This window comes from Sediminibacterium sp. (genome assembly GCF_030695065.1).
Lineage (GTDB): Bacteria > Bacteroidota > Bacteroidia > Chitinophagales > Chitinophagaceae > Sediminibacterium.
On sequence record NZ_JAUYTR010000016.1, the window covers coordinates 175,826 to 201,730 of the forward strand.

Annotated in this window: 22 protein-coding genes; 14 read left to right on the top strand and 8 right to left on the bottom strand. The window is 35.3% G+C overall.

Going from position 1 to position 25,905, the window contains the following annotated elements; all coding sequences use genetic code 11:
- Positions 1-16 precede the first annotated feature (16 nt).
- Both Q8S25_RS07670 and Q8S25_RS07675 read left to right on the top strand, forming a co-directional pair.
- Positions 17-1,114, top strand: a complete 1,098-nt coding sequence (locus Q8S25_RS07670; RefSeq protein ID WP_305536435.1) for a VWA domain-containing protein — start codon at positions 17-19, stop codon at positions 1,112-1,114.
- Between the two features lies 1 nt (position 1,115).
- Positions 1,116-2,666 (top strand): sigma 54-interacting transcriptional regulator, encoded by a 1,551-nt coding sequence (locus Q8S25_RS07675; protein WP_305536437.1) that lies wholly within the window; start codon positions 1,116-1,118, stop codon positions 2,664-2,666.
- Here the strand turns inward: Q8S25_RS07675 and Q8S25_RS07680 are convergent.
- Both Q8S25_RS07680 and glmM read right to left on the bottom strand, forming a co-directional pair.
- Positions 2,663-3,790 (bottom strand): cysteine desulfurase family protein, encoded by a 1,128-nt coding sequence (locus tag Q8S25_RS07680; RefSeq protein WP_305536439.1) that lies wholly within the window; start codon positions 3,788-3,790, stop codon positions 2,663-2,665. The two genes, Q8S25_RS07675 and Q8S25_RS07680, sit on opposite strands and share 4 nt — an antisense overlap.
- A gap of 19 nt (positions 3,791-3,809) precedes the next feature.
- Positions 3,810-5,201: a phosphoglucosamine mutase gene (glmM, locus tag Q8S25_RS07685; RefSeq protein WP_305536441.1), complete on the bottom strand. Its 1,392-nt coding sequence runs from the start codon at positions 5,199-5,201 to the stop codon at positions 3,810-3,812.
- A gap of 82 nt (positions 5,202-5,283) precedes the next feature.
- On the opposite strand from glmM, the gene Q8S25_RS07690 reads away from it, so the two are divergent.
- Positions 5,284-6,042, top strand: a complete 759-nt coding sequence (locus Q8S25_RS07690) for a bifunctional 2-polyprenyl-6-hydroxyphenol methylase/3-demethylubiquinol 3-O-methyltransferase UbiG (protein ID WP_305536443.1) — start codon at positions 5,284-5,286, stop codon at positions 6,040-6,042.
- Here Q8S25_RS07690 and Q8S25_RS07695 read toward each other — a convergent pair.
- Positions 6,037-7,146 carry a tryptophan 2,3-dioxygenase family protein gene (locus Q8S25_RS07695; RefSeq protein ID WP_305536445.1) on the bottom strand — a complete coding sequence of 370 codons (1,110 nt, stop codon included), beginning with the start codon at positions 7,144-7,146 and terminating at the stop codon, positions 6,037-6,039. The two genes, Q8S25_RS07690 and Q8S25_RS07695, sit on opposite strands and share 6 nt — an antisense overlap.
- A gap of 35 nt (positions 7,147-7,181) precedes the next feature.
- Between Q8S25_RS07695 and pyrF the strand changes: the two genes are divergently transcribed.
- Positions 7,182-8,042: an orotidine-5'-phosphate decarboxylase gene (pyrF, locus tag Q8S25_RS07700; protein WP_305536447.1), complete on the top strand. Its 861-nt coding sequence runs from the start codon at positions 7,182-7,184 to the stop codon at positions 8,040-8,042.
- 56 nt (positions 8,043-8,098) lie between these two features.
- Positions 8,099-8,806: an OmpA family protein gene (locus tag Q8S25_RS07705; RefSeq protein WP_305536449.1), complete on the top strand. Its 708-nt coding sequence runs from the start codon at positions 8,099-8,101 to the stop codon at positions 8,804-8,806.
- Between the two features lie 3 nt (positions 8,807-8,809).
- Here Q8S25_RS07705 and Q8S25_RS07710 read toward each other — a convergent pair whose 3' ends face one another.
- Both Q8S25_RS07710 and kynU read right to left on the bottom strand, forming a co-directional pair.
- Positions 8,810-9,418, bottom strand: a complete 609-nt coding sequence (locus Q8S25_RS07710; protein WP_305536451.1) for a GDSL-type esterase/lipase family protein — start codon at positions 9,416-9,418, stop codon at positions 8,810-8,812.
- A 1-nt stretch (position 9,419) separates the two neighbouring features.
- Positions 9,420-10,685 carry a kynureninase gene (kynU, locus tag Q8S25_RS07715; protein ID WP_305536453.1) on the bottom strand — a complete coding sequence of 422 codons (1,266 nt, stop codon included), beginning with the start codon at positions 10,683-10,685 and terminating at the stop codon, positions 9,420-9,422.
- Between the two features lie 156 nt (positions 10,686-10,841).
- On the opposite strand from kynU, the gene Q8S25_RS07720 reads away from it, so the two are divergent.
- The 8 genes from Q8S25_RS07720 (at position 10,842) to Q8S25_RS07755 (ending at position 21,482) form a co-directional block, all read left to right on the top strand.
- On the top strand, positions 10,842-13,298 hold the full coding sequence (locus tag Q8S25_RS07720) for a DPP IV N-terminal domain-containing protein (protein WP_305536455.1): 2,457 nt from the start codon (positions 10,842-10,844) through the stop codon (positions 13,296-13,298).
- Positions 13,299-13,457: 159 nt separating this feature from the next.
- A complete protein-coding gene (locus tag Q8S25_RS07725) occupies positions 13,458-14,642 on the top strand; it encodes an acyl-CoA dehydrogenase family protein (RefSeq protein WP_305536457.1) in 1,185 nt (394 codons plus the stop codon).
- Positions 14,642-15,139 (top strand): shikimate kinase, encoded by a 498-nt coding sequence (locus tag Q8S25_RS07730; RefSeq protein WP_305536459.1) that lies wholly within the window; start codon positions 14,642-14,644, stop codon positions 15,137-15,139. The genes Q8S25_RS07725 and Q8S25_RS07730 overlap by 1 nt, the downstream gene beginning before the upstream one ends.
- Before the next feature lies 1 nt (position 15,140).
- Positions 15,141-15,533, top strand: a complete 393-nt coding sequence (locus Q8S25_RS07735) for a DUF423 domain-containing protein (protein ID WP_305536461.1) — start codon at positions 15,141-15,143, stop codon at positions 15,531-15,533.
- A gap of 85 nt (positions 15,534-15,618) precedes the next feature.
- The gene (locus Q8S25_RS07740) at positions 15,619-18,216 is read left to right on the top strand and encodes a DNA translocase FtsK (protein WP_305536463.1); all 2,598 of its coding nucleotides are present in this window, start codon (positions 15,619-15,621) and stop codon (positions 18,214-18,216) included.
- Positions 18,217-18,315: 99 nt separating this feature from the next.
- Positions 18,316-18,945 carry an outer membrane lipoprotein carrier protein LolA gene (locus Q8S25_RS07745; protein ID WP_305536465.1) on the top strand — a complete coding sequence of 210 codons (630 nt, stop codon included), beginning with the start codon at positions 18,316-18,318 and terminating at the stop codon, positions 18,943-18,945.
- Positions 18,946-19,017: 72 nt separating this feature from the next.
- Positions 19,018-20,154: an alpha/beta hydrolase gene (locus Q8S25_RS07750; protein ID WP_305536467.1), complete on the top strand. Its 1,137-nt coding sequence runs from the start codon at positions 19,018-19,020 to the stop codon at positions 20,152-20,154.
- On the top strand, positions 20,151-21,482 hold the full coding sequence (locus Q8S25_RS07755; protein ID WP_305536469.1) for an alpha-L-fucosidase: 1,332 nt from the start codon (positions 20,151-20,153) through the stop codon (positions 21,480-21,482). Before Q8S25_RS07750 ends, Q8S25_RS07755 begins: the two co-directional genes overlap by 4 nt.
- Here the strand turns inward: Q8S25_RS07755 and Q8S25_RS07760 are convergent, their stop codons facing one another.
- The 3 genes from Q8S25_RS07760 to Q8S25_RS07770 are packed head-to-tail and all read right to left on the bottom strand — an operon-like array spanning position 21,483 to position 25,290.
- Positions 21,483-22,115, bottom strand: coding sequence for a response regulator transcription factor (locus tag Q8S25_RS07760; RefSeq protein ID WP_305536471.1), 633 nt, complete (start codon positions 22,113-22,115; stop codon positions 21,483-21,485).
- A complete protein-coding gene (locus Q8S25_RS07765) occupies positions 22,115-24,391 on the bottom strand; it encodes a tetratricopeptide repeat protein (RefSeq protein WP_305536473.1) in 2,277 nt (758 codons plus the stop codon). Before Q8S25_RS07765 ends, Q8S25_RS07760 begins: the two co-directional genes overlap by 1 nt.
- Positions 24,388-25,290, bottom strand: a complete 903-nt coding sequence (locus Q8S25_RS07770) for a ribonuclease Z (RefSeq protein ID WP_305536474.1) — start codon at positions 25,288-25,290, stop codon at positions 24,388-24,390. Before Q8S25_RS07770 ends, Q8S25_RS07765 begins: the two co-directional genes overlap by 4 nt.
- Before the next feature lie 235 nt (positions 25,291-25,525).
- Here Q8S25_RS07770 and rpsO point away from each other — a divergent pair, with 235 nt between their 5' ends.
- On the top strand, positions 25,526-25,798 hold the full coding sequence (gene rpsO / locus Q8S25_RS07775) for a 30S ribosomal protein S15 (protein WP_295185404.1): 273 nt from the start codon (positions 25,526-25,528) through the stop codon (positions 25,796-25,798).
- Positions 25,799-25,905 lie beyond the last annotated feature (107 nt).

The following is a 25,905-nucleotide window of genomic DNA, read 5'->3' on the forward strand; positions in this document are numbered from 1 at the left end:
ACTGTTATTAAATAATATGATTGGGCACCAATTTTTTGCTTTTAATCCTGAAAACACTGGCAAATCAAAGTTTGAGCAGTTGCTCGATATATTTATGCAATTGCTTACCTATACTAGCGGAGATGCTTCAGAATCGTTGAGCTGGATGAATGAGTTAGATAAGCAATACCATTTTACTGATAAGGATTATGGGATGGGCGACTTTATTGAAGACCTTAAGCAAAATGGCTACTTAAAAGAAGACCCAGCAAATGGTGATTTTAGTATTACGGGCAAGTCAGAACAGACTATCCGAAAGAAAAGCTTAGAAGAAATTTTTGGGAAACTGAAGAAAGCAGGTAAAGGGAACCATCAAACATTCAAGCCAGGTCAAGGTGATGAAGTTAATTCAGATACTAGGCCATTTCAGTTTGGTGATATGCTAGAGCAGATTGATTTTACGGAGAGTATAAGAAACGCACAAATAAATAGAGGGGTAGAAGCATTCTCTATGCACGAAGACGATTTGCAAATTAGAGAAGCAGATTTTAAAACACAAACTTCTACAGTGCTAATGATTGATATCTCTCATTCCATGATACTATATGGAGAAGATAGAATTACCCCTGCTAAGAAAGTGGCCATGGCCTTATGTGAGTTGATCACTACCAAGTATCCGAAAGATACCATTGATATAGTAGTATTTGGAAATGATGCTTGGAGTATAGAAATGAAAGACCTTACTTATTTAAAAGTTGGGCCTTATCATACTAATACGGTTGCAGGTTTAGAATTGGCCATGGATTTGCTTAGAAGAAGAAAGAATCCCAACAAGCAAATTTTTATGATAACAGATGGTAAACCTACTTGTTTGAAAATTGGTAAACAGTACTATAAAAATAGTTTTGGATTAGATAGAAAAGTAGTGAATCGATGCATCAATTTAGCAGCACAATGTAAAAAATTAAAGATACCCATCACCACGTTTATGATTGCTTCAGATCCCTATCTGCAGCAGTTTGTACAGGAATTTACCGAAATGAATAACGGCAAAGCATACTTTGCTTCATTGGATAAATTAGGTGCATTTATATTTAAAGATTTTGAAAGCGGAAAAAGAAAAACAGTTTATTAAAATGAAAAAAGCAAAGAAAGTTCAATACGATACTATTTATAATTTAGGTCAACTGAAAGCAAGTGGATATCAATCTAAGTCGGTTAAAGAAGAAGTAAGAAACAACCTAATTAAAACCATACAGGATAAAGAGAATCCTTTTGTTGGTATAATGGGATATGAAGACACTGTTATACCTGATACAGAAAGGGCTTTACTGAGTCAGCATAATATTTTGTTTTTAGGTCTTCGCGGGCAGGCCAAAACAAGGATGGCAAGGCAAATGATTGACCTGTTAGATGAATACATACCTGTTATCGCAGGTTCCGAGGTAAACGACGATCCTTTTAAACCATTAAGCAGGTATGCCCATGATTTGATAGCAAAAAAAGGCGATGATACACCCATTGAATGGGTACACCGATCTGCACGTTATGGAGAAAAGTTGGCTACGCCAGATGTGAGTGTTGCAGACTTAATTGGAGACATTGATCCTATTAAAGCGGCTAATTTAAAGTTGAGTTTTTCAGATGAAAAAGTCATCCATTACGGAATTATTCCAAGAAGCAACAGAGGAATTTTTGTCATTAATGAATTACCCGATTTACAAGCCAGAATTCAAGTAGCATTGTTTAATATTTTACAAGAAGGTGATATACAAATCAGGGGCTTTAAATTAAGAATGCCTTTAGATATTTTATTTGTATTCACTGCAAATCCAGAAGATTATACCAATAGAGGAAGTATTGTTACGCCATTAAAAGACCGTATTGAAAGCCAAATACTTACTCACTATCCTAAAAATATTGAAACCTCATTGGCTATTACAGAGCAAGAAGCCAATATTTTACCAGCTCAAAAAGAAAGAGTTAATATAAGCGATTTAGTAAAACGCATTATTGAACAAGTTGCATTTGAAGCAAGGTCTAATGAATATGTTGATAGAAAGAGCGGGGTTAGTGCAAGGCTAACTATTGCGGCACTAGAGAATGCGGTGAGCAGTGCCGAAAGACGCGCCATCATACACAATGAAGCCAATACACAGGTTTGGATTAGTGATTTAACTGGCATTATACCCGCAATAACTGGTAAAATTGAATTGGTATACGAGGGAGAACAAGAAGGACCCTATCAGGTTGCCGTAAATTTGATAGATAAATCGGTTCGGAATTTGTTTATCCAATATTTCCCCAATCCTGAGCAAGCAAAAAAGAGAAGAAATACTGGTAAAAAGTCAGTAGAAGAAACTGGGGCAAACGAAAGTCCATACAAAACCATAACTCGTTGGTTCGACGCTGGTAATCATATTGAATTGCTATTAGACATGAAAGATGCTACTAAAATTGAAACCCTATACCAAATAGATGGTTTGTATGCATTGGTTAAAAAATATTATCCGCAAGCTAATGCCAATGAAAATGCATTGTTGATGGAATTTGTATTACATGGGTTGGCAGCTTATTCTATGATCAGCAAAAAGTCTTTGGATGGCAAATTAACTTTTAATGATTTAATGGGAAGCATGATGAATTTTGAAAATTTTGGAACTGAAGAAGAAGAGGAAGATATCTAAATTAGTTCTTTTAATTTTTCAACAACAGCATCTATTTCGGCTTTGGTATTGTGTTTGCTAAAGCTAAATCTAACAGTAACCTGATTGGGGTTATTGTTAATTGCTCTAATAACATGAGATCCTTGGTCGGCACCACTAGTACAGGCACTTCCTCCACTAGCACAAATATTATTGATGTCTAGGTTGAATAATATCATTTCGCTTTTCTCTGTCTTAGGAAAACTAACGCTTAAAACAGCATACAAGGATTTGCCAGTTGGATCTCCATTAAATGAAATGCCTTTAATATTTTTTTTGAGTTGATCCATCATGTATAGCTTCAACTCGGTAATATATGCACTATCATTTTCGTAATTACTAGTTGCCAATTCAAGGGCTTTTGCAAAACCTACAATGCCGTACAAATTTTCTGTGCCAGCACGCATATTTCTTTCTTGGCTTCCCCCATGTACAAAAGGCTTGATTTTTACATTTTCATTAATATACAACATGCCAACTCCTTTAGGGCCATGAAATTTATGCCCCGCTCCGGTAATAAAATGCACCGGTGTATTTCTTAAATTAAATGGGAAATGACCAACTGTTTGCACAGTATCAGAATGGAAAATAGCATTGTGTTTTTTACAAAGCTCGCCCACTCCATGAATATCCAACATATTACCTATTTCGTTATTGGCATGCATTAAAGTAACCAAACATTTTTCCTCACTTCCGGCTATTAAATTTTCCAAATCATTCAAATCTATATGCCCGTCTGGTAAAAGCTTCACATAGCTTAATGCGGCTTCTCCATTTTGGTATAAATATTCTACAGTATGACTTGTGGCATGGTGTTCAATAGGAGAACTAATAATATGCTTACATCCTAGGTCTCTTACAGACGCAGTAATGGCCATATTGCTACTTTCTGTACCCCCGCTAGTAAAGAAAATTTCAGCAGGGTGTGCATTCAATATTTTAGCAACTAATTTTCTGGAATTTTCTATTGCCATCCTAGATTCTCTACCATATGAATAAATAGAAGATGGATTACCAAAATGCTTCGTTAAATAAGGCATCATAGCTTCTAATACTGCAGGGTCTAGCGAAGTTGTTGCTGCATTGTCTAGGTAGATTCTTTCCATAAAAACGTTTGATCAATTATTAATTTAATCCAGCTGCTTCCTTAATATCATTCATCAATCTTTTTGCAATATTTGCTGCAACAGTTTCACTATTGCTTTCGGCGTAAATTCGAATAATAGGTTCTGTATTACTGCTTCTTAAATGAACCCAGTCGTTGTCAAATTCAATCTTAAGTCCATCTTCCGTATTAATCGGATTCTTTTTATACTTCTTCTTAATTTGTTCAAATATGTTAGCTAAGTTAACTCCTGGGGTTAGTTCTATCTTATTTTTACTCATGAAGTAATCAGGATAGGTATTCCGGAGTTGTTTTATCGATTTTTTTTCTTTTGCAAGATGGGTTAAAAACAAAGCAATTCCAATTAGTGCATCTCTACCATAATGTAAGTCGGGTACAATAATTCCTCCATTACCTTCTCCTCCAATCACTGCATTTACTTCTTTCATTTTGGTAACCACATTTACCTCGCCAACTGCACTTGCAGAATATATGCCACCATGCTTAATTGTAATGTCTTTTAATGCACGAGTACTACTCATATTGCTAACAGTATTGCCTTTGCGATGTTGCAAAACATAGTCTGCAACAGCAACTAAAGTATACTCTTCTCCAAACAAACTACCATCTTCACATACAAAGCAAAGCCTGTCTACATCGGGGTCTACCGCAATACCCATACTTGCTTTTTGTTTATTTACTTCATTACATAAATCTCTTAAGTGTTCAGGTAATGGTTCAGGGTTATGGGCAAACTGACCATTGACCTCCCCGTTTAAAACGGTATATTTTTTTACCCCTAATGCATTTAACAAAGCAGGAACTGCAATAGCTCCTGTGCTATTGATGGCGTCAATTACAATAGAGAAATTGGCAGCTTTAATGGCGTCTTTATCTACCAATGGGTAATTTACACAAGCTTCAATATGTTTTTCCAATAAATTTTCTCCATCTGTTACCTTGCCCAATTGATCTACAGATACAAATTGAAAATCTTCTTTGGATGCTATTTCAAGTAATTTTGCTCCATCTGCGCCACTTATAAATTCTCCTTTTTGGTTGAGTAATTTTAAAGCATTCCATTCTTTGGGATTATGGCTGGCAGTTAATATAATTCCTCCAACCGCTTTCTCAGACACTACGGCCATTTCAACAGTTGGAGTGGTGCTTAATCCTAAATTAATTACATCTAGCCCCATTGAAATTAGGGTGTTAACTACTAATGCTTGAACCATTTCTCCACTAATTCTACCATCTCTTCCAATGACTACTTTTTTATTTTGATCATTCGATTGTATGAGTAAAGTGCCGAATGCAGCAGTAAATCTTACTATATCTACCGGACTCAATGTGTCTCCTGGTTTACCTCCAATAGTGCCTCTAATGCCTGAAATGCTTTTTATCAATGCCATATGTAAATGCTTAAACGGCGGCGAATATAATTCAAATTTTTTGTATGGCTAGGTAACGTAACTTCGCAGTTGAAACATTAATATGGCAGACAAAGCATGGTTTAAGGACTGGTTTAATTCTCCTTACTACCATTTATTATACCAACATAGAGACGAAAATGAGGCTGAGCTGTTTATTAATACACTCATACACTATTTGCAGCCTGCTATTGGAGCAACTATGTTAGATATTGCATGTGGAAAGGGTAGGCATAGTATGGCTTTGGCAGAAATGGGATTTGATGTAACTGGAATTGATTTATCTGAGGCATCAATCAGTGAAGCCAAAGCAGCCGAGTCAGCGCAATTGCATTTCTATCAGCATGATATGCGAAGGGGGTTTAGAATTAATTATTTTGATTATGCCTTTAATTTTTTCACCAGCTTTGGTTATTTCAAAACAAGAAGAGAACATGATAATGCAATAAGGATGATGGCTGATAGTATTAAACCGGGGGCAATATTGGTTATTGACTATTTAAATGTTCATTTTGTAGAATCCCAATTAGATCCAATTGTTACAACTGAAGTTGAAGACGTTAAATTTCATATTAGCAAATGGCAAACAGCTGATCATTTTTTTAAACAAATTCAAATTACCGACAAAGAGCATGCTGCCCCAAGGCATTTATATACAGAGCGAGTGGCTAAGTTTTCCCTTGGTGATTTTAATGATATGCTCAGTTATCAGCATATGCAAATCGTTGAAGTTTTTGGCAACTATCAACTCGGACATTATGATGTTAAAAATTCTCCAAGAATGATTATAGTTGCAAAAAAATTACACGAAAAATCACTATAGGTTAAACCCCAAATACTTTATAAGACTTTCTGGGAGTTTAGGTAAATTCTTACGCTCAATTAAATAGGTTGATAAGCCAGACAAGTCTCTGTAAACATAATGCTTGTTTAAAGCCCCTTCTAAATAACCGGCCCCTGAAGTATTACCTGTGCCCACCCGCATTCCAATCATTCTTCTAACCATGATTAGGTGTTTGTGTCTCCAGTTACTCATTAAATGATCCATTTCAATTAATGAATCCAATATTTGATAGGAAGTTTGAAAAACGGGAAAATCTCTATAAAGCATAATAAACAATGCAGCACGCATTGCGGCAGGGCTAAAACTACAGTTAAATAATTGCTGTTGTTCCTTACTCATTTCAGGGGCAAAATGTTGAAAGAAAACGGCGTCAAAATCTGCTTGTTTCGATTGCTCTCTTTCAGATAAACCTGCGCTGTAAACGGCTTTGTATTGTTTCCAAAAAGGGTGATTAATAGGATCTGTAGACAACTGATCTTCCCAATATGCGTTATCAAAAAACGGCATCCGCTCTAACCAGTCATTCACCAATTGTAACAAATTTTTTCCTTCTTCTGTTTGAGTGATATGCTGATAGTCTGGTTGAGTAAATCCACCTTCATTGGTTCTCTTATAATAATCTTTTTGGTGTCTCTTTTCTATTTCTAGCCCTAGTTTGGCTTCAATGAGCCTGAATTGCTTGCTTTGAAAGCCAGAGGAAGGTGTTAATAGGTTTCGAAATGCTAAAAAGTCCATTGGTGTCATGGTGTCTAGCACATTTACTTGCTGATTCAGCAGTTCTAATATTTTTATGATTCTTTTAAACCGATGTCTTACAAGGTTTAAATCTTCTGAATTGTCGTTAATTTTTTCTTTTTGGAAAATGCCCATGCAATAGTCTAATTCAAACAGAATTTGCTTAAACCAAAGCTCATAAGACTGATGAATAATAATGAATAACATTTCATCATGGGCAGGTTCATTTCCCGGCTCAAAGCTAACTGGATATTGGCTTTCAATAATTTTATCTAATTGTAAATAAGTACCGTAATACATTGGCTCTTTTTCCATGGCAGAATAGTTAGGCTTCAAATATAGCTTCATTCATTCAATTGCAAAAGAACCACTAAATTCGTAGCATGACAGCAACTTCATTAACTGAGCAAATTTTATTGAAGCAATCTTATTTATGTGTAGGATTAGATTCAGATATTACCAAATTACCTGCCCATTTAAAAGCTAATCCAGATGGAGTACTTGAGTTTAATAAATCAATCATAGACGCAACCCTGCCTTATTGTGTTAGTTATAAAATCAATACTGCATTTTATGAGTCTCAAGGATTAAAAGGTTGGGAAATAATGAAGGAAACATTGGACTATATACCCAATACGCATTTTACTATTGCTGATGCTAAAAGAGGTGATATTGGTAACACTTCAACACAATACGCAAAGGCTTTTTTTGAAGCACTCAATTTTGATGCTATAACAGTTGCTCCTTATATGGGCGAGGATAGCATTAGGCCTTTTTTAGAATATGAAAATAAAGTAACCATTGTTTTAGGCTTAACTTCTAATATTGGCAGCAACGATTTTCAGCAACTTTTATTGGAAGAATATGACGAATCATTAACTATGGTACCACATATAACACAAGGCTCAGTAGAAAAAAGGTTATATGAACATGTTTTAGAACGCGTATCTACTTGGGGTACTAAAGAGAATCTAATGTTTGTAGTGGGTGCAACGCAAGCAACTGAATTAGAACGTATCCGAAATATTGTTCCCAATAATTTTCTATTGGTTCCTGGTGTTGGTGCACAGGGGGGGAGTTTGAAAGACGTTAGTAGATTCGGACTCAACAAATCGGTAGGTTTATTAGTGAATGCAAGTAGAGCCATCATTTTTGCATCCGGTGGAGAAGATTTTGCTAATCAAGCGGCTTTAGTAGCTAAGGAATATCAATCAGAAATGGCTGGGTATCTGCAAATGATGTAATATATTCTCATTGTTATGTAACAATGGTTTAGTTGGTAACAATCAACTTTACCATTATGAAAATTACAATTGTCAAATTTATCTTTATTGTTTCTGGGTCATTAATTATGAACGGATGCGAAACAATAAAACAATCAACTAATCAACAAAAGGGTGTAGCAGTTGGTGCAACAAGTGGCGCAGTAATAGGAGGCGTGCTAGGCAATAATATAGGGAACAAGAACAATACAGCTTTAGGGGCAATTTTAGGTGCGGCTATTGGTGGAGTTGCTGGAGGTATTATTGGTAATAAAATGGATAAACAAGCAGCAGAAATAAAAACCGCTATTCCAGGAGCAACAGTGGAAAGAGTGGGAGAGGGAATTAATGTAACTTTTGATGAAAAGAATCCAGACGGATCTCAAGCTGGGGTATATTTTGCCAATAACCAATACAATATCAATAGCAATGCTCAATTGGCTTTAAATAAATTGAACAATGTATTCACTGAATATCCCGATACCAATATTTTAATTGAAGGTCATACAGATAATACCGGTTCTGAAAATTATAATTTATCATTGTCTGAACGTAGAGCAAATGCAGTTGCTGCGGCATTACTTGCAACTGGAATTTCTTCTAGTAGAATTACCACAAAGTGGTATGGCGAAAGTCAGCCCAAAATGGAAAATAACAGTGACGAGAATAGGGCTTTAAATAGAAGGGTTCATTTTGTTATAACAGCAAATGAAAAAATGAAAGCAGAAGCAAAGCAAAACCAATAGAACTTACTGGCAAATTTCAATCATATGATTTGCCAATTTGGTAGCCCAATGCAAGTGGGTTATTCCAGAATAATGTAACTGATCAGAAGCAAGTGCTGCAGGGTTTTTACTCTCTTCTCTTGTTTCTTCAGTTATGTTAATAAAGCCAGTTTGATACTTTTTTGCAAATTGATTGCAAACATGGTTAAAGGAGTCAATCTCAATAGCTATTTCTGCCCCATTTTTATCAGCAGCATAAGGCGTGCAACCCCAGTCAGGTATAGATAGTACAATTACTCGTTCCGATTTTCCTCCAGTTAAGTGGATTGCTTTCTTAAGTAAATATTCAAAATCGTTTCTAAAATTGTCTAAAGACAAATGCCTGTATTGATTATTGACTCCAATTAATATACTTACAAAATCGTAGTGTAAATTTAATTCTGTTTTAAGTAATTGTTCTGCTAACTCCGTGCTAGTCCAGCCAGTTTGGGCAATTATTTCAGGAGCATGAATAGCCATTTTCTGCTTTCGTATAAGTTGGGTTGTCAAATACGGGAAAGATTCATGCAATGGAACCGATTCGCCAATGGTATAAGAATCGCCTAATGCTAAATAGCTGATTGGATGGTGCATATTAAAAATTGTTTTTTAATATTTCATAAAATTTGTACACGTCTTCAAAACTACAATACAATGGGGCAGGGGCAACTCTAATGACTCCAGGCTCACGAAAATCTACAATTACTCCGTTGTCAATTAATTTATTGTGTATTTCTTTGGCCCTTTCTTTAAAGTATAAAGAAAGTTGTGCTCCTCTTTCATCTTTTTCATCTGGTGTGATAATTTCAAAAGATATTCGATCTAGTTGATTTAGTAAAAATGCTAGATAGGCCGTTAATACAATGCTTTTTTCTCTCAAGCGATGAATGTTGGCTTGGTCTATAATTGAAAGAGAAGCTTTTAATCCTACCATATTAAATACTTGAGCAGTGCTAATATTCCAACCGCTGGCATTTGTTTTTGGAATAAATCCTTTCTCCATTTTAAACCGCTCCTTCTCATCGTTGCCCCACCATCCTGCAAGTCTAGGAATATTGGCATTAATTGCATGTTTTTCGTGCACATAATAACCCCCAACTGCCCCTGGGCCAGCGTTGAGGTATTTATAACTACACCAAGCTGCAAAATCAACGTCCCAGTCGTGTAATGAAAGCGGAATATTACCGGTTACATGCGCAAGATCAAATCCTGCAATAGCCCCCACATTATGCGCTGCAGAAGTAATGGCTTTTAAATCAAAAAATTGACCAGTATAGTAATTAATACCACCAAATAAAACCATCGCTAATGAATTTCCTGCATGATCAATGGCATCAATAATTTGTTCAGTACTAAGTGTTTTTTTACCATTTAATGGAGCAATCTCAATAATTGCATCAGATGGATGGAGGTCAAAATGTTTAACCAATGTTTCAACTGCATATTGATCTGAGGGGAAAGCCCCAGCTTCCATTATAATTTTAAAACGCTCTTTTGTGGGGGTATAAAAACTAAGCATTAATAAATGCAAATTCACAGTAAGGGCGTTCATTGCACTTACCTCTATTTCTTTTGCCCCTACTAGTTTGGCTAAACTCGGTTTTAGGTATTCTTGGTAGTGTAACCAAGGATTTGGCCCATTAAAATAACCTCCAACTGCCAATTCTTTCCAGGTATTTAATTCTGTTTCTATAGCGGCTGATACCGATTTTGGTTGAAGTCCAAGGGAATTGCCACAAAAATATATGGCAGGTTGATTATTATGTTGAGGGAAATGGAACAAATTTTTAAACTCAGCAAGTGGGTCTTGTTTGTCGAGTTGTTTGGCAAAATCCAATGTAGCTTCAAAATTAGGCAGCATAGTCTTATTTTACCGCAAAGTAAAGCTATCCACCGATTATTTTATAAATGGTGCACAGTTAAAGCCCGAATCCTTTATTTTGAGCATCCAAAAAATCAATATACTGTTATGAGACTATTCCAAATGCTACTGCTACTATTAATAAGCAGTTCGGTTATGGCGCAGCAAACTCCAGTTACCAAAGCAAACTATGCATTGGCTGCTCGATTTTCGCCCAATAAAGTGCAAAAAATGATTTTTAGTTTAAATGTAGATCCACATTGGCTAAAAAAATCTGATCGTTTTTGGTACATGTATGAAACCTCAGAAGGGAAAAAATGGTACATCGTAGATGCAGCAAAAGGCGAAAAAAAGCAATTATTTGATAATGCTTTACTTGCTGCAAAACTCACTCGAATTACCGATGATCCTATGGACGCTCAACATTTGAACATTGATAGCATGAAGTTCATAAAAGATGAGAACTGGATTAGGTTTGAAGTGAAAACAACTAAAGATGTTCCAAAGAAAGATACTGCAGCAAAAAAAGGTACCCCGCCTGTAATGGAGAAAAAAGTCTTTTATTTTGAATACAATATTTCAACAGGAGACTTGGTAGAAATCACCGATCCTGTTAAAACTAAGCGTAAGCCAATGTGGGCAAGTATTGCGCCAGATAGCTCTATTGTTGTATTTGGTAAGAACAATAATCTATATTCAATGGATTGGGCTAATTATAAGAAGGCCTTGGTAAATGACAAAGATTCAAGTATTGTAGAAACACAGCTTACTAAAGATGGAATTGAAAACTTTGGATACCATAATAATGGTAATGGTGAAACCAATGTAGACAAAGAAAAAAATAAAGGAATAAGAAGACCTGCTTTTATACTTTGGTCTCCTGATTCAAAATATTTTGTAATAGATGTTACCGATAATAGAAGGGTAAAGGATCTTTGGGTAATTAATAGTATTGCAGAACCAAGACCTACTTTGGAAACCTATAAATACTGGATGCCAGGAGAAAAAGAATCACCTGTTGAGCATCTTAGAATGTTTGAAGTGGCTACCAAAACCATGAAAGAAATTAATACTGGTATGTATAAAGACCAAACAGTAAATGTTTGGAGTGCGCCTTCAAAAGTGAGTAGTAGAGACGATGAAGGTCGTCCAAATACCTGGTTAGGAACAGCTGATAAATTTTACTTTAGTAGAACAAGTAGAGATCTAAAAAGAATTGATATTGGATTAGTAGACGTTAAAACAGCCACTGCTAAAACCTTAATTGAAGAAAAAATGAATACCTATGTAGAAATACGTAGAATTGGTTTAGTAAATGAAGGCAAAGAATTGATTCAATGGAGTGAAGAAGATGGTTGGGGACATTTTTATTTATATGATGAAAACGGTAAGTTAAAAAACCAAATTACTTCTGGCGCTTGGCATGCTGAAGACATTTTGGCTATTGACGAAAAAGCTAGGGTACTGTATTTTTCTGCTAATGGAAAAGAAGCTGGAGAAAATCCATATTACTTACATGCATACAGAGTCAATTTTGATGGTACTGGATTAAAACTATTGAACCCAGGAGAGTTTGATCACAATGCGTCTATGGACGACAATAAAAAATATTTAGTAAATACTTTTTCAAGAGTAAATACTGTTCCTAAATCTGTATTATTAGGAGCAGATGGCAGAAAGATTCTTGATTTAGAAACAGCCGACTTAAGTAGTTTAATGGCAGCTGGTTATAAATTTCCTGAAATCTTTAAAGCAAAAGCCGACGATGGTATCACCGATTTATATGGGGTGATGTACAAGCCTTTCGATTTTGATAGTTCCAAGAAATACCCAATTGTAGAGTATGTTTATCCAGGTCCACAAACGGAGGCAATGAATACCAGCTTTGGTAGAGGGTTTGATAGAACCGATCGTTTAGCACAGTTAGGTGTAGTAGTAATTACATTGGGTAATAGAGGTGGGCATCCAAGCAGAAGCAAGTGGTACCACAATTACGGTTACGGGAATTTACGTGACTACGGTTTAGCTGATAAAAAAGTGGTTGCTGAACAATTGGCAGACAAACATAAATTTTTAGACATTAATAGAGTTGGTATTCATGGTCACTCTGGTGGTGGATTCATGAGCACAGCTGCAATTTTAGTTTATCCTGATTTCTTTAAAGTGGCTGTATCTTCTGCCGGTAACCACGACAACGCCATTTACAATAGATGGTGGAGCGAGAAGCACCATGGAGTTAAAGAAATTATTAGTGAAAAAGGTGACACTACTTTCCAATACAACATTGATAAAAACCCTGAATTGGCAAAGAATTTAAAGGGTAAGCTAATGTTGTTCCATGGCGAAATAGACAATAATGTACACCCTGCAAATACCATTCGTGTTGCTAATGCATTAATTAAAGCAAACAAGCGCTTTGATATGAAAATATTGCCAACACAAAGACATGGTTTTGGTGATATGACCGAATATTTCTTCTGGGGGATGAGCGACTATTTTGCTCAGCATTTGATTGGAGATAAAACAGAGCGCCCTGTAGATTTGGAAGAAATGAATAGAGATATTCCACAGAATAGCAAAACCGGTGCTGCTGGCGGCCTAGGTAGAAGATAAATTATTTTCTTTTGTTATAATAATCCCCGTCAAAAATACATTGACGGGGATTTTGTTTAATTCAACCTGCTGTATTAATTGCAATTCATGAGATTATACTATTTCGGGTAATTTTAAATTGTATTTTTGTATAAATTCTAAGACTTAAAATTCAGTGCGATGGCTGCCAGAACAGATTTATTTCAATCTCCAGATTATTACCAATTAGACGAGCTATTATCCGAAGAGCATAAATTGATTCGTGAATCGGTAAGGGCTTATGTAAAAAAGGATATTTCTCCAATTATTGAAGATTATGCTCAAAGAGCTGAGTTTCCTGAGCAAATTGTTAGTCAATTAGGAAACTTGGGTTGTTTTGGACCAACTGTGCCAACTGAGTATGGCGGTGGAGGGCTTGATTATATTAGTTATGGATTGATGATGCAAGAGTTGGAAAGGGGAGATAGTGGGGTAAGAAGTACTGCTTCTGTTCAAGGAAGTTTGGTGATGCATCCAATTTATGCTTACGGTAACGAAGCGCAAAGAAATAAATATTTACCCAAACTTGCTTCAGGAGAGTGGTTGGGTTGTTTTGGATTAACAGAGCCAGACCATGGAAGTAATCCGGCGGGTATGATAACCAATATTAAAGATGCCGGAGACTATATGCTATTAAATGGTGCTAAAATGTGGATTAGCAATGCTCCCTTTGCAACAATTGCTGTTGTATGGGCAAGAAATGAGCAAAATGAAATTCAAGGAGTTATTGTAGAAAGAGGAATGGAAGGATTTTCTACTCCAACTACCCATGGCAAATGGAGTTTAAGAGCAAGTGCAACAGGAGAATTGGTTTTTGACAATGTAAAAGTGCCAAAAGAAAATATTTTACCTAATGTAAAAGGATTAAAAGGGCCATTGGGATGTTTAACTAAAGCGAGATTCGGAATTGCTTGGGGTGCATTAGGTGCAGCTATGGATTGTTATGATACCGCATTAAGATACAGCATGGAACGACAACAATTTGGTAGGCCAATTGGTGGTTTTCAATTACAGCAAAAAAAGCTTGCTGAAATGATTACTGAAATAACTAAAGGGCAGTTATTGGTATGGCGTTTAGGGGTATTAATGAATGAGGGCAAAGCCACACCACAACAAGTGAGTATGGCAAAAAGGAATAGTTGTGAAATAGCAACCAATATTGCAAGGGATGCCAGACAAATGCTAGGCGGGATGGGCATTACTGGTGAATACAGTATTATGCGCCATATGATGAATTTAGAAAGTGTTATCACCTATGAAGGAACACACGATATTCATCTATTAATTACTGGGATGGATATTACCGGTTACAATTCCTTCAAATAATGAAAATTTTTCTTATTGGGATGATGGGCAGCGGAAAGAGTTTCTGGAAACAGCGGCTTTCTGCAAAATTAAAAACAGGTGGATACGATTTAGACGGCATAATAGAGTCTGTTGAAGAAAAATCTGTTACAGAATTGTTTGAAGAGGAAGGAGAAATCTGGTTCAGGAAAACCGAAGCCAAATTGCTCAGATGGTTTGGCGAAAAAAAATCTTTTGTTTTAGCAACTGGTGGAGGTACGCCTTGTTTTCATCAAAATATGGAATGGATGAATCAACAAGGAATTACAATATGGTTAGATGAGCCAGTTGAAGTATTAGTTGAAAGACTCTTGCCAGAAATGGCTCAAAGGCCGTTGCTTAAAAATCTTTCAACACAGCAATTGCAATCCTTTATTCAAAATAAATTAACAGAGAGGAGGCCATTTTATAATCAAGCTAAAAAGAAGCTATCTGGTTCTGAAATCAATTTAAAAAACTTAATTGTAAATATTCAATAACATGCATAAAGGGTTCATTATCATTGCATCATTTCTTGGAGCTTTAGCAGTTGCACTGGGTGCTTTTGGTGCACATGGGTTAAAAAATTACGCTAGCCCTGCAATGATTAATACTTTTGAAACGGCAGTTAAATATCAATTTTACCACGTTTTTGCATTATCCATTACAGGTATTCTTTATGCTTATTTTCCTACACCAATGTTGGTTACGGCTGGCAAACTATTTATTGTAGGGATGTCTATTTTTTCTGGATCACTTTATTTATTAACCCTTTTCTCAGTATTAGGATACAACCAGTTTAAATGGATAGGTGCTATTACGCCAATTGGGGGCCTTATATTGATAACTGCATGGATATTAATGGGGATTTCTTTGTGGAGATATAAAGCTTAGTGGAAAACCCAAGCGCCTTGCAGGCATTTTTGCACATTGATGCCGAAGTTCTCTTTATGGCTATCTCAAACAGTATATTTGGTATATGGCCAATAGTTTAAAAAAGAAGACCCCAGTTCCGCCAGACCCTGAAGAGCTGAATCCAGACAAAGATGCAGATGTAACGGTTGCAGCAGTGGTTAAAGACGAAAGAACCGAAAAGATTATAGGTTCAGTTTGCCTATTACTTACCCTTTTCTTATTTATTTCTTTTACTTCCTATTTATTTACTTGGCAAGAGGATCAGGATAAAGTACAACAATTTGGTGTTCGTATTTTTTCTACTGATGATGTTAGAGTGAATAATTTGTTGGGTGTACTAGGTGCGTATGTTTCTCACTCACTATGGTACAATGGTTTTGGTTTGGCTTCCTATTTATTCTGTACCGTTTTTTTTGTGTTAGGCGTAAACCTTCTTTTTGGAAAGAAAGTGTTTAAATTATTACGGAACTTGAAATATGTGTTAATTGGTTTGGTTGTATTTAGTATGGCAGCTTCTTATATTGCAAAAGGGGCTCCTTTTTCTTGGGGCGGTGCTGTTGGTGAATATTTAAATGACTGGTTCGAAAAATGGATTGGTAGAATTGGTACAGGAGCATTATTACTTCTAACATTATTTAGTTATTTTATTTGGAGGTTTAATCCTGTTTTCAAATTGCCAAACTGGAAGTTCAACTTTTTGGATGGTAAGGAAGAACCAATGTCTAAAAATCTTGCAGCTGATATTCCAGAGGAATCAACAGAAAACAACAATCTTATTGATGAAGAATTGGATGAAGACGGGTTGCCTATTAGTAAGAACAAACTAAAGACAAATGCTAGTGGCGTTTCGGTAATAATGCCAGCTGTAGAATTAACCAACAACCCTATGAATGAATTTGATATGGTAGAGAAAGAAGAGTTGGTTATAGAGGAGGAAGAAGAATTAGAAGCTGAATTAGAAGAAGCCGAAGACGAATTAATAGAAGCAATTGAAGAAAGTGAAAACGAAGAAGAAGTTGATGATGTTGATCAGGCTCCAATTGCACAGAATAGCAAAAAAAATGAACCTGAATTAGAATTAGAAATTAAAGAAACTCCAGAAGTTGAAGAGGAAGAAACACTAGCTGAAATTGCTGCAACCATTGGTAGTTTGGCAAGTAAATACGATGTTACACTTGACTTAAAGAATTATAAATATCCAGGGTTAGATTTATTAGAAACACATGGTAGTGAAAAAATAGTACACGATCCAACAGAATTAGAAACACATAAAAATCAAATCATAGCAACATTAAAAAACTATGATATTGCAATACAAAGAATTGCTGCAACAGTAGGTCCTACAGTTACTTTATATGAGATTGTGCCTGCGCCAGGTGTTAGAATAAGCAGAATTAAAAACCTAGAAGATGATATTGCTTTAAGTTTAGCTGCATTGGGTATTCGAATTATTGCGCCAATTCCGGGTAAAGGAACTATTGGTATTGAAGTACCCAATGTTCGTAAAACGGTTGTGAGTATGAAAACCTTATTGGCTAGTGAAAAATTTCAAAATAGTAGTTTTTCTCTACCCATTGCAATTGGCAAAAAAATTGATAATGACAATTTCATTGTAGATCTTGCTACAATGCCCCACTTGTTAATGGCTGGTGCAACAGGTCAAGGAAAGTCGGTAGGCCTAAATGCAATTTTAGTTTCTTTATTGTATAAAAAACATCCCTCTCAATTAAAGTTCGTTTTGGTTGATCCCAAAAAAGTTGAGTTGAGTTTGTATAGGGTAATAGAAAAGCATTTCCTAGCTAAGCTTCCAGGAGAGGAAGAATCAATTATTACCGATACCAAAAAAGTGGTCTATACATTAAATGCATTGTGCATTGAAATGGATAATCGGTACGATTTGTTAAAAGAAGCAGGCTGTAGAAATATTAAAGAATACAATGAGAAATTCACTGCTCGAAAGTTGAATCCAGAAAAAGGGCACCAATATTTACCATTTATTGTATTGGTAGTAGATGAGTTTGCCGATTTAATCATGACAGCTGGTAAAGAAGTAGAAATGCCAATTGCTCGACTTGCCCAGTTGGCAAGGGCCATTGGTATCCATTTAATAATTGCAACACAAAGACCTTCAGTTAATATTATAACAGGAACCATTAAGGCCAATTTCCCTGCTCGTATTGCATTTAAAGTTTCTAGTAAAATTGATAGCAGAACAATTTTAGATGCAGGTGGTGCAGAGCAGTTAATTGGAAAAGGAGATATGTTGGTTAGCTATAATGGAGAAATTACTCGTTTGCAATGTGCTTTTGTAGATACCCCCGAAGTAGATGCTGTTTGTGAATTTATTGGAAATCAAAAAGGTTATCCTCAGGCATTTTTGTTGCCAGAATACGTGGATGAAAAAGAAATGGAAGGGAGAGATTTTGATGCCAATGATCGTGACCCGCTATTTGAAGACGCAGCAAGATTAATTGTAAGCAGTCAAATGGGATCTACCTCTTTAATACAACGAAGAATGAAACTAGGATATAATAGGGCAGGAAGGCTTATGGATCAATTAGAGGCAGCAGGAGTGGTAGGGCCTAACCAGGGAAGTAAGGCAAGAGAAGTGTTGTTTAAAACTGATTCAGAATTGCAATCTTTCTTAGATACAATGGTATAAACAAGTTGGGCCTATGATAAGGCCATTTTACCGAAACTTTAATAGGTTGAATTACCCAAAATCAGTCGAAAGTGTATATTTGCACCCTAATACGGAAACATGCAGAAATTTTACATAGCTAGTATTTTTATTTTTTGTTCTTTTTTGTTTACTAATGCCCAGAATGATCCCGCAGCAAAAAAAGTAATAGATGCTTTTGGGTCAAAAGTAAAGGCATCAAAGGGAATTACAGCCTCCTTCTCATTAAAGTCTTTCAACAGTAAGGGTAAAGCGAATGGAACAAAATCATTATCTCTTTCAATGCGAGGAGAAAAATATTTATTAAAGCAGGGGAAAACCGAAATAATATGTGACGGCAAAAATGTATATAATTTTGACGGGGCTAAAACGATTACCAAGTCTGCTGTAGAAGAAAACAGCCAAACTTTGAGTCCTCAAAAATTGTTGGCTGGCTCGTATGATAAAGATTTCTCTTATAAACTCACCAATACAAAGGGTAATTTCAATGAAATTGAAATGGTGCCATTAGACAAAAGAAAAAATTTCCAAAAAGTGACTTTATTTTTCAATAAAAAGACAAGTGTACTTTCAAAAGCGTCTATTTTAGATAAAAGCAATAATATTACTGAGTTAGGAGTAAGTAATATAAACTTAAGTGCTAAGCTGGCTGATATCCTGTTTGTATTTAATAAAGCCAATTATCCAAAAGACGTTGAAATTCTAGACTAATTCATTTTATATTTTTTTTATTAAGCCCTTCTAATTATTTAGAGGGGCTTTTATTTTGCTTATTTTTAAGCTATGAGAACGGTACTATTATTTATAGCCTTAATTGGTTCTGGAAATATAATGGCACAATTTAGTGCAAGGTTTGTAGTCACTAATATAGCAACCCGAAGCAATGAGGATATTTATTTAACAGGAACTTTCAATAATTGGAATCCGCAAGATCCTCAATATAAATTGAAGCCATTTAGTGGTGGAAGAAAAAGCATTGTTTTAATTAATTTGGCAGCAGGTACTTATGCTTTTAAGTTTTCGAGAGGAGCAAATAAGTTAGAGTCTACAGCAGATGGAAGAGATATCTCAGATAGAATTCTAGAAGTAAATGGAGATGTAAGCAATGAATACACTATTGCTGGCTTTAAGGATGATTATCCAGAAAAACCCAAACAATACACGGCTAGTCCACAGGTTCGCATTTTAGATACCGCTTTTTCTATTCCTCAGTTGAATAAGAAAAGACGTATCTGGATTTATTTGCCCAAAAATTACCAAACTACGGGTAAGAACTATCCTGTTTTATATATGCACGATGGTCAAAATTTATTCAATGAAAAAACAGCTTATGCAGAAGAGTGGGGAGTTGATGAATGTTTAGACAGTTTGCAACAAAAATTGCAAAAAGAATGCATCGTTGTTGGCATAGACAACGGTTTAGACAAAAGAATTAATGAATACAATCCTTATGACCATTTTCAGTATGGAAAGGGGATGGGTAATGAATATGTAGATTTTGTAGCACAAACGCTAAAGCCATTTATAGATAGCAAATACCGAACTAGAAAGGGTAGAGATTATACCTATTTGGCTGGCAGCAGTATGGGAGGCTTAATAAGTTGGTATGCCCAATTAAAGTACCCAACTGTATTTGGAGGAGCTGCTGTGTTTTCACCTTCTTTTTGGATTTCGCCACAAATTGCGGTAGACGCAGAAAAATGGGATGGGATGGAAATGCTCAGGTTTTATTTTTATACTGGTGGTAAAGAAGAGGCTAACTCTATATCAGATATGCAAAAGATAGCAGCTATATTGCAAAAGAAAAAACAATCACAAATTAGAACTGTAGTTAATCCGATAGGACAACATAGCGAAAAATATTGGAGACAAGAATTTCCTGCATTCTATATTTGGATGGCTAATAATTGGAAAGAATGAATAAACTAATCTTTGCTGTTTTACAGCTGCTTTTTTTTGCTCATATAGATGCACAAAATAGAAATCCTTTACCCACAAATGCGCAATTGAAATGGCATAAGAACAATTATTATTTTTTCATGCATTTTGGCCCCAACACATTCACGGGCAAAGAATGGGGAGATGGTAAAGAAAAGACAGCGGTTTTTAATCCTACCCAATTAAATACTGACCAATGGTGCAAAGTAGCTAAAGAGTCTGGTGCTAAAGGCATTATTATTACCGCAAAGCATCACGATGGTTTTTGTTTGTGGCCAAGTAAATTTTCTACCCATACGGTTCGCGAGAGCGGTTTTAAAAGAGATATTTTGGCTGAACTTGCTGCTTCGTGTAAAAAAGCAGGATTGTTATTTGGTGTTTATTTATCTCCATGGGATAGAAACCATCCGGACTATGGTACAGATAAATACAATGACGTATTTGTAAATATGCTTCAAGAGATTTTTCAACAATATGGCCCTATTTGGGAGTTATGGTGGGATGGTGCAAATGGCGAGGGCCCTAACGGGAAATTGCAAGTGTATGATTGGAAGCGTTACGAACAGCTTGTTAGAAAGTTATCCCCGCAAACCATTATTTTCAGTGATATTGGCCCAGATATAAGGTGGGTTGGTAATGAAAGCGGATATGCAGGTAAAACCAATTGGAATTTATTATATACGGCTGGGTTTAAAAGAGGACATGGTGCCCCCCATCAGGACACTTTGGGGAAGGGTAATTACAAAGGTCAACATTATATTCCCGCAGAGGTAGATGTGAGTATTCGACCAGGTTGGTTTCATAGAAATGCGGAGAATGAAAAAGTAAAAACAGCCGATCAATTGTTTAAAATTTACCTTGAATCCGTTGGAAGAGGTGCCAATTTATTATTGAATGTTCCTCCAGACGCTCGAGGCTTAATTCATGAAAATGATATAGTTTCTTTAAAGGGATTAAAATCTAAAATAGATCAAATTGAAAGGGTGGATCTATTTAAGAATGCTGCATTAAATGAAGCTGGGCCAGACAAGAACAATCCTAATAAGAATAGTACATGGTATTACATGTTAAAATCTCCAGCAACCATTAAAGGAATCATTTTAGAGGAAGATTTAAAATATGGACAAAAAATTGCATCCGCCAACATCAGTTTATCTTTAAATGGTGAACAGGTTTTTCAAGAAACCATTACCACTGTTGGTAATAAACGCATTATACTATTACCCAATCCTGTTCAAGCAACTGAATTGTCAATTGTAATTAATGAAGCAAAAGGATTGCCAATATTAAAAAGAGCAAAAGCATTTTAATTAAGAAAGTAGTTTGTGTTCGTAGGCCCATTTAACCAATGAGAGTAAATTATTGGTACCTGTTTTACGAAAAATATTTTTTCGGTGAGTTTCTACCGTCCTAACTGCAATATTGAGGTTGTCGGCAATTTGTTTGTTGGAGAAATCTTTTTCCATTAAGCTAATCACTTCAATTTCACGTTGAGTTAAATGGGCTGCTTCTACAATATTTTTATTAGATGAATGGGCTTCTAAAGCATCAAGTATACTTTCGGGAAAATACTGCCCACCATTGGCAATTTTTTTAATGGCCAAAACCAATTCATTTGCATTCGACTGTTTTAATAAATATCCACTGATAGAAGCTTTATTGATTAATTGATCAATAATAACTCCTTCTCCATTCATACTCAGTGCTATAATTTTTGTAGAAGGGTACATGATACTGACCAATTCAGCTAATTCAAGCCCGTTCATCTGCGGCATCATTACATCAGTAAGTAAAACGTCAATTTTGTTATCCGCTAACAGGGCTAACATTTCTTTACCATTATTGGCAGTACATACAATTGAAATGTCGCACTGATTATTGAGTAGTGCCGTTAAGCCGTCAATAACAATTTGGTGATCATCTATAATGCCAATATATATCATTATAAATTATTGGAATATTGTTGGGTTAATGGAATAAAGATAGCTACTAATGTGCCATTGTTTTCACTAGTGTTCCATTCTACGGTACCTTCAAGGTATTGAATTCTAGACTTAATATTAGATAAGCCTATTCCTGCACTTTTATTTGTTTGATTTATATTAAATCCAATCCCATTGTCTTCAATCATTACATCAATACCGTCGGTTGACTTAATGATTGAAATATCTAACTTACTCGCCTGCGCATGTTTTATTACGTTATTTACACTTTCCTGAATAACCCTATACAAAACGGTTTCAATATGAGATGGCAAGCAATCCGAAAGACCTTCAGTAGTTAAATTAATTTTTAGATTTCTTTGGTTTATTTGTCCTATAAATTCTTGAACAGCTTTAACCAATCCTTTGAGCAATAAAGCGTTTGGCATCATATTATGACTTACTTGTCTAACTTCATTACAGCTTTCATTTACAAGCGCCAATGATTTATCTAATAATTCAGATTCGACGGAATTTAAGCTGCTAATTTGATTTTTCAATGCTTGCAAATTCATCCAAGCGGCAGACATTATTTGACCTACTCCATCATGTAAATCACTTGCAATTCGTTTGCGTTCTTTCTCTTCAGAATCTATCACAGCTATTGCTGCATTTTTTTGTTGTTCTAATAGCTTCTTTTGATAGGCTTTTTCTTGAATGGATTTATTTCTTTTATAAACAAAATATATTGCAAGCGATAAAAAGCCCATGCTAATTAAAACAATTATAATCTGATTATTTTTTCTACTTACTTCAAGCTCTTTAATTCTATTCTGTTCTGCAAGCCTAAGTATTTTCTCTTCTTTAAAACTAGAATCAAGTTTTGCTTGTAGCAATTGTTTGTTTTGCTCAGTTAGTAATAAACTATCGGTAATGATTTGCAAATTGGCATCAGCTAATTTTAATTTTTGTTCGGCTATTTTAAAAAGACTCTGATTAATTGCCAATTGTTGGTTGGCAATTGCATACTCTTTTTTCTGTGTTTCGTATTTGGTTTGTAATTCATTTACTTCTTTTATTACTTTATCACCCATGAATTTTTCGTTGATTCGCATATACTTGGTTCTATAGACCAAGGCACTTTGGTAATTACCCATTGCGGAATCTAAAGATGATCGGTGATTGTAAATTTCTCCAAAACTATAATCGTCGGCCTTGGTATCTATGGCTGTTTTTTCTGCTTTTTCAAACCATTCAAGTGCTTGTTGATATTGCTTTAGCCCTGATAAAGAGAAGCCAATATTTTGTTCAATTAATGCAACGCCAGCCTTAGACTGATTTAAGTTGGCAAGCTCTAATCCTTTTTTTAAAAGCGGAATGGCAGCTTCATAATTTTGCTGTCTAATATTCATGGCGCCCATATTATTGTAGACCACTTGCATTCCTCGTTTAAAATCTACTTTATTAAAGTAACCTAAGCTTTTATTGAGTTCTTCAATTGCTTTTGGGTAATCGTTTAAGTCAACATAAACATTGGCAATATTCACATATGCTATGCCTAAATTTCTCCAATCTTGAGATAGGTAATTGGCTTTAATGGCTTTGTTGAAATATTCAATTGCTTTTGGGTAGTTTTTGGTTTGATAAAAAAGTCGGCCAATATTATTTTGTGTTGCGCCAATCGTTTTTGTGTCGTTTAATAATTCTTGTATTTCCAGAGACTTAATTAAATAAACCAAAGCAAGTTTCGGTTCTGTCTTTTCGGTAAACATTGCGCCAGCATTATGATACAAAACACTTAAAGCTTTTTGGTCATTCAATTTCTTATAAATTGATTCCGCTTTATTAAAATTATTTGCTGACTCTTCAAAATTACCCGATAGGGAGAATGCTTGCCCTGTCATGGTATAATTGGCAGCCATTTCTTTTGGCCTTTTAATTTGCTGCCAAATAAGGGCTTCTTGATTTAAGTAAGGGATGGCTTTTTGTGGAACTCTTTTTATAATAAAATAATTGGCTTTAGCTCTAAGAGCTGCAGCAGTTCCTGGTTTATAAGAAAAAGAATTAGCATAATTGCTAACTAGGTTGGCATTGAAAAAAGTATTAGCAGAATCAATAAAAGAATAATAAAAAGCGAGTTGAGCAAGGTTATTTAATTGTTTGGTGTCTTTAATAGCAGCAGGAATTATTTTTTTAAGGCTATCAATTTCTTTTTGATATTGAGCAAAATTGTTGTTGGTGCAACAAAAAAATAAAAAAACGAATAAAGCTAATGGCCTTATAAAAATTGGTATCATATTCTAAAAGTAACACCCTCTATGGCTAATTGGGTTTTAGGAAATACTTCTAGCGCTTCTTTTAAATAGTCGTGTAACTCTTCAAATTTGCTACTAAAATGACCAAGCAATAATCCTCCAGCATTCGCATTTAAAGCAATGGTTGCTGCTTGAGATGTAGTAGAATGAAATCTGGCAGCAGCTCTTTCTTCCATGCCATTTAAATAAGTAGCTTCATGGTAAATCATTGTTACTTCTTTGGCAATTTCAATTAGCCTTTCATCATAAATGGTATCTGCGCAATAAGCATAACTTTTTGCACGTACATTCGGTAGGGTAACTTGGTCGTTATATACTACTGAGCCATCTTTTGCTGTATAGTCGTACCCCATTTTTAAAGAGGGATAAAAAGCAGATGGAATATTAAAGTTGATGGCTTTTTCCTTGTCTAATTTTCTAGGATGTTTTTTTTCTTTAATTAGAAAGCCCCAGCATGGAATACGGTGTTGAGTATGAAAAGTCTCTACAGAAAACTTGGGGGTGTCTAATATGAGTTCCTCCTTGTTTAATGAATGAAAAACCAGTTCGTAGGGTAGGGTAGTTGAAGCAACTTTTAATTGGAGGGAAATGATTTCCTCTAATCCGGGAGGTGCAAAAAGATGAAGTGGTTGTTCTCTATTTAACAAAGCCATGCTACTAATTAAGCCAATGAGTCCAAAATAATGGTCTCCGTGTAAGTGCGAAATGAATATATGGTTTAATTTCCCCCTTCGTATTTTATACCTCGAAAGCTGCATCTGAGTGCCTTCGCCACAATCAATTAGCAATAGTTGATCGTTAATGGTAACTATCTGTGCACTAGGATGACGATCGTAGGCTGGTAATGCTGAATTATTCCCTAAAATAGTTACCGCGAACATAAAGAGTTAATAATGATTTATTTATAATAGTTGAAGATAAGACAAATTAATATTTTTTATGCTGCATAACTAGGCTAATTTATATCAAACAACATGCCTCAATTGGGAATCCTAGTCTTTTCTTTCGTATTAACTAAAAAAATGTAGATAATTTGTATTTTTTAAGGAAAAATGGTACTTTTGCACCGAAAAAAAAGAAAGAGTCTAATTCCGGAGTCTATTTAAAAACTTAGAGATGCCTTATTTAACTACAGAAAGAAAAGCCAGCATTTTTGCTGAATTTGGTGGAAAAGCAAGCAACACAGGTTCTATTGAAGCGCAAGTTGCTATTTTAACTGAGCGTATTGCCCATATTTCAAAGCACTTACAAGCTAACAAGCACGATCATTCTACCCAACGTGGATTGATGATGATGGTTGGTCAGCGTAAGCGCTTATTGGCTTACATGCAAAAGCATAACTTAAGCGGATACCGTGCGCTAATTGAGAAATTAGGTCTGAGAAAATAATTCTTCAGTCATGTTATAAAACCATTCCCAACTCACATTTTATTGTAGTTGGGAATAGTTGTTTTATCCTGTATCTTACAATCAGCCTTTCAAACCATTGATGGAAG

Excerpts from the sequence above, each read along its gene's own strand:
- Q8S25_RS07705 (WP_305536449.1), top strand. The coding sequence starts at position 8,099 with ATGAAAATTACAATTGTCAAATTTATCTTTATTGTTTCTGGGTCATTA.
- Q8S25_RS07720 (WP_305536455.1), top strand. The coding sequence starts at position 10,842 with ATGGCGCAGCAAACTCCAGTTACCAAAGCAAACTATGCATTGGCTGCT.
- Q8S25_RS07745 (WP_305536465.1), top strand. The coding sequence starts at position 18,316 with ATGCAGAAATTTTACATAGCTAGTATTTTTATTTTTTGTTCTTTTTTG.
- Q8S25_RS07730 (WP_305536459.1), top strand. The coding sequence starts at position 14,642 with ATGAAAATTTTTCTTATTGGGATGATGGGCAGCGGAAAGAGTTTCTGG.
- pyrF (WP_305536447.1), top strand. The coding sequence starts at position 7,182 with ATGACAGCAACTTCATTAACTGAGCAAATTTTATTGAAGCAATCTTAT.
- glmM (WP_305536441.1), bottom strand. The coding sequence starts at position 5,201 with ATGGCATTGATAAAAAGCATTTCAGGCATTAGAGGCACTATTGGAGGT.
- Q8S25_RS07675 (WP_305536437.1), top strand. The coding sequence starts at position 1,116 with ATGAAAAAAGCAAAGAAAGTTCAATACGATACTATTTATAATTTAGGT.
- Q8S25_RS07710 (WP_305536451.1), bottom strand. The coding sequence starts at position 9,418 with ATGCACCATCCAATCAGCTATTTAGCATTAGGCGATTCTTATACCATT.
- rpsO (WP_295185404.1), top strand. The coding sequence starts at position 25,526 with ATGCCTTATTTAACTACAGAAAGAAAAGCCAGCATTTTTGCTGAATTT.
- Q8S25_RS07725 (WP_305536457.1), top strand. The coding sequence starts at position 13,458 with ATGGCTGCCAGAACAGATTTATTTCAATCTCCAGATTATTACCAATTA.
- Q8S25_RS07670 (WP_305536435.1), top strand. The coding sequence starts at position 17 with ATGATTGGGCACCAATTTTTTGCTTTTAATCCTGAAAACACTGGCAAA.
- Q8S25_RS07695 (WP_305536445.1), bottom strand. The coding sequence starts at position 7,146 with ATGAAGCTATATTTGAAGCCTAACTATTCTGCCATGGAAAAAGAGCCA.
- Q8S25_RS07680 (WP_305536439.1), bottom strand. The coding sequence starts at position 3,790 with ATGGAAAGAATCTACCTAGACAATGCAGCAACAACTTCGCTAGACCCT.
- Q8S25_RS07750 (WP_305536467.1), top strand. The coding sequence starts at position 19,018 with ATGAGAACGGTACTATTATTTATAGCCTTAATTGGTTCTGGAAATATA.
- Q8S25_RS07770 (WP_305536474.1), bottom strand. The coding sequence starts at position 25,290 with ATGTTCGCGGTAACTATTTTAGGGAATAATTCAGCATTACCAGCCTAC.
- kynU (WP_305536453.1), bottom strand. The coding sequence starts at position 10,685 with ATGCTGCCTAATTTTGAAGCTACATTGGATTTTGCCAAACAACTCGAC.
- Q8S25_RS07760 (WP_305536471.1), bottom strand. The coding sequence starts at position 22,115 with ATGATATATATTGGCATTATAGATGATCACCAAATTGTTATTGACGGC.
- Q8S25_RS07755 (WP_305536469.1), top strand. The coding sequence starts at position 20,151 with ATGAATAAACTAATCTTTGCTGTTTTACAGCTGCTTTTTTTTGCTCAT.
- Q8S25_RS07735 (WP_305536461.1), top strand. The coding sequence starts at position 15,141 with ATGCATAAAGGGTTCATTATCATTGCATCATTTCTTGGAGCTTTAGCA.
- Q8S25_RS07740 (WP_305536463.1), top strand. The coding sequence starts at position 15,619 with ATGGCCAATAGTTTAAAAAAGAAGACCCCAGTTCCGCCAGACCCTGAA.
- Q8S25_RS07765 (WP_305536473.1), bottom strand. The coding sequence starts at position 24,391 with ATGATACCAATTTTTATAAGGCCATTAGCTTTATTCGTTTTTTTATTT.
- Q8S25_RS07690 (WP_305536443.1), top strand. The coding sequence starts at position 5,284 with ATGGCAGACAAAGCATGGTTTAAGGACTGGTTTAATTCTCCTTACTAC.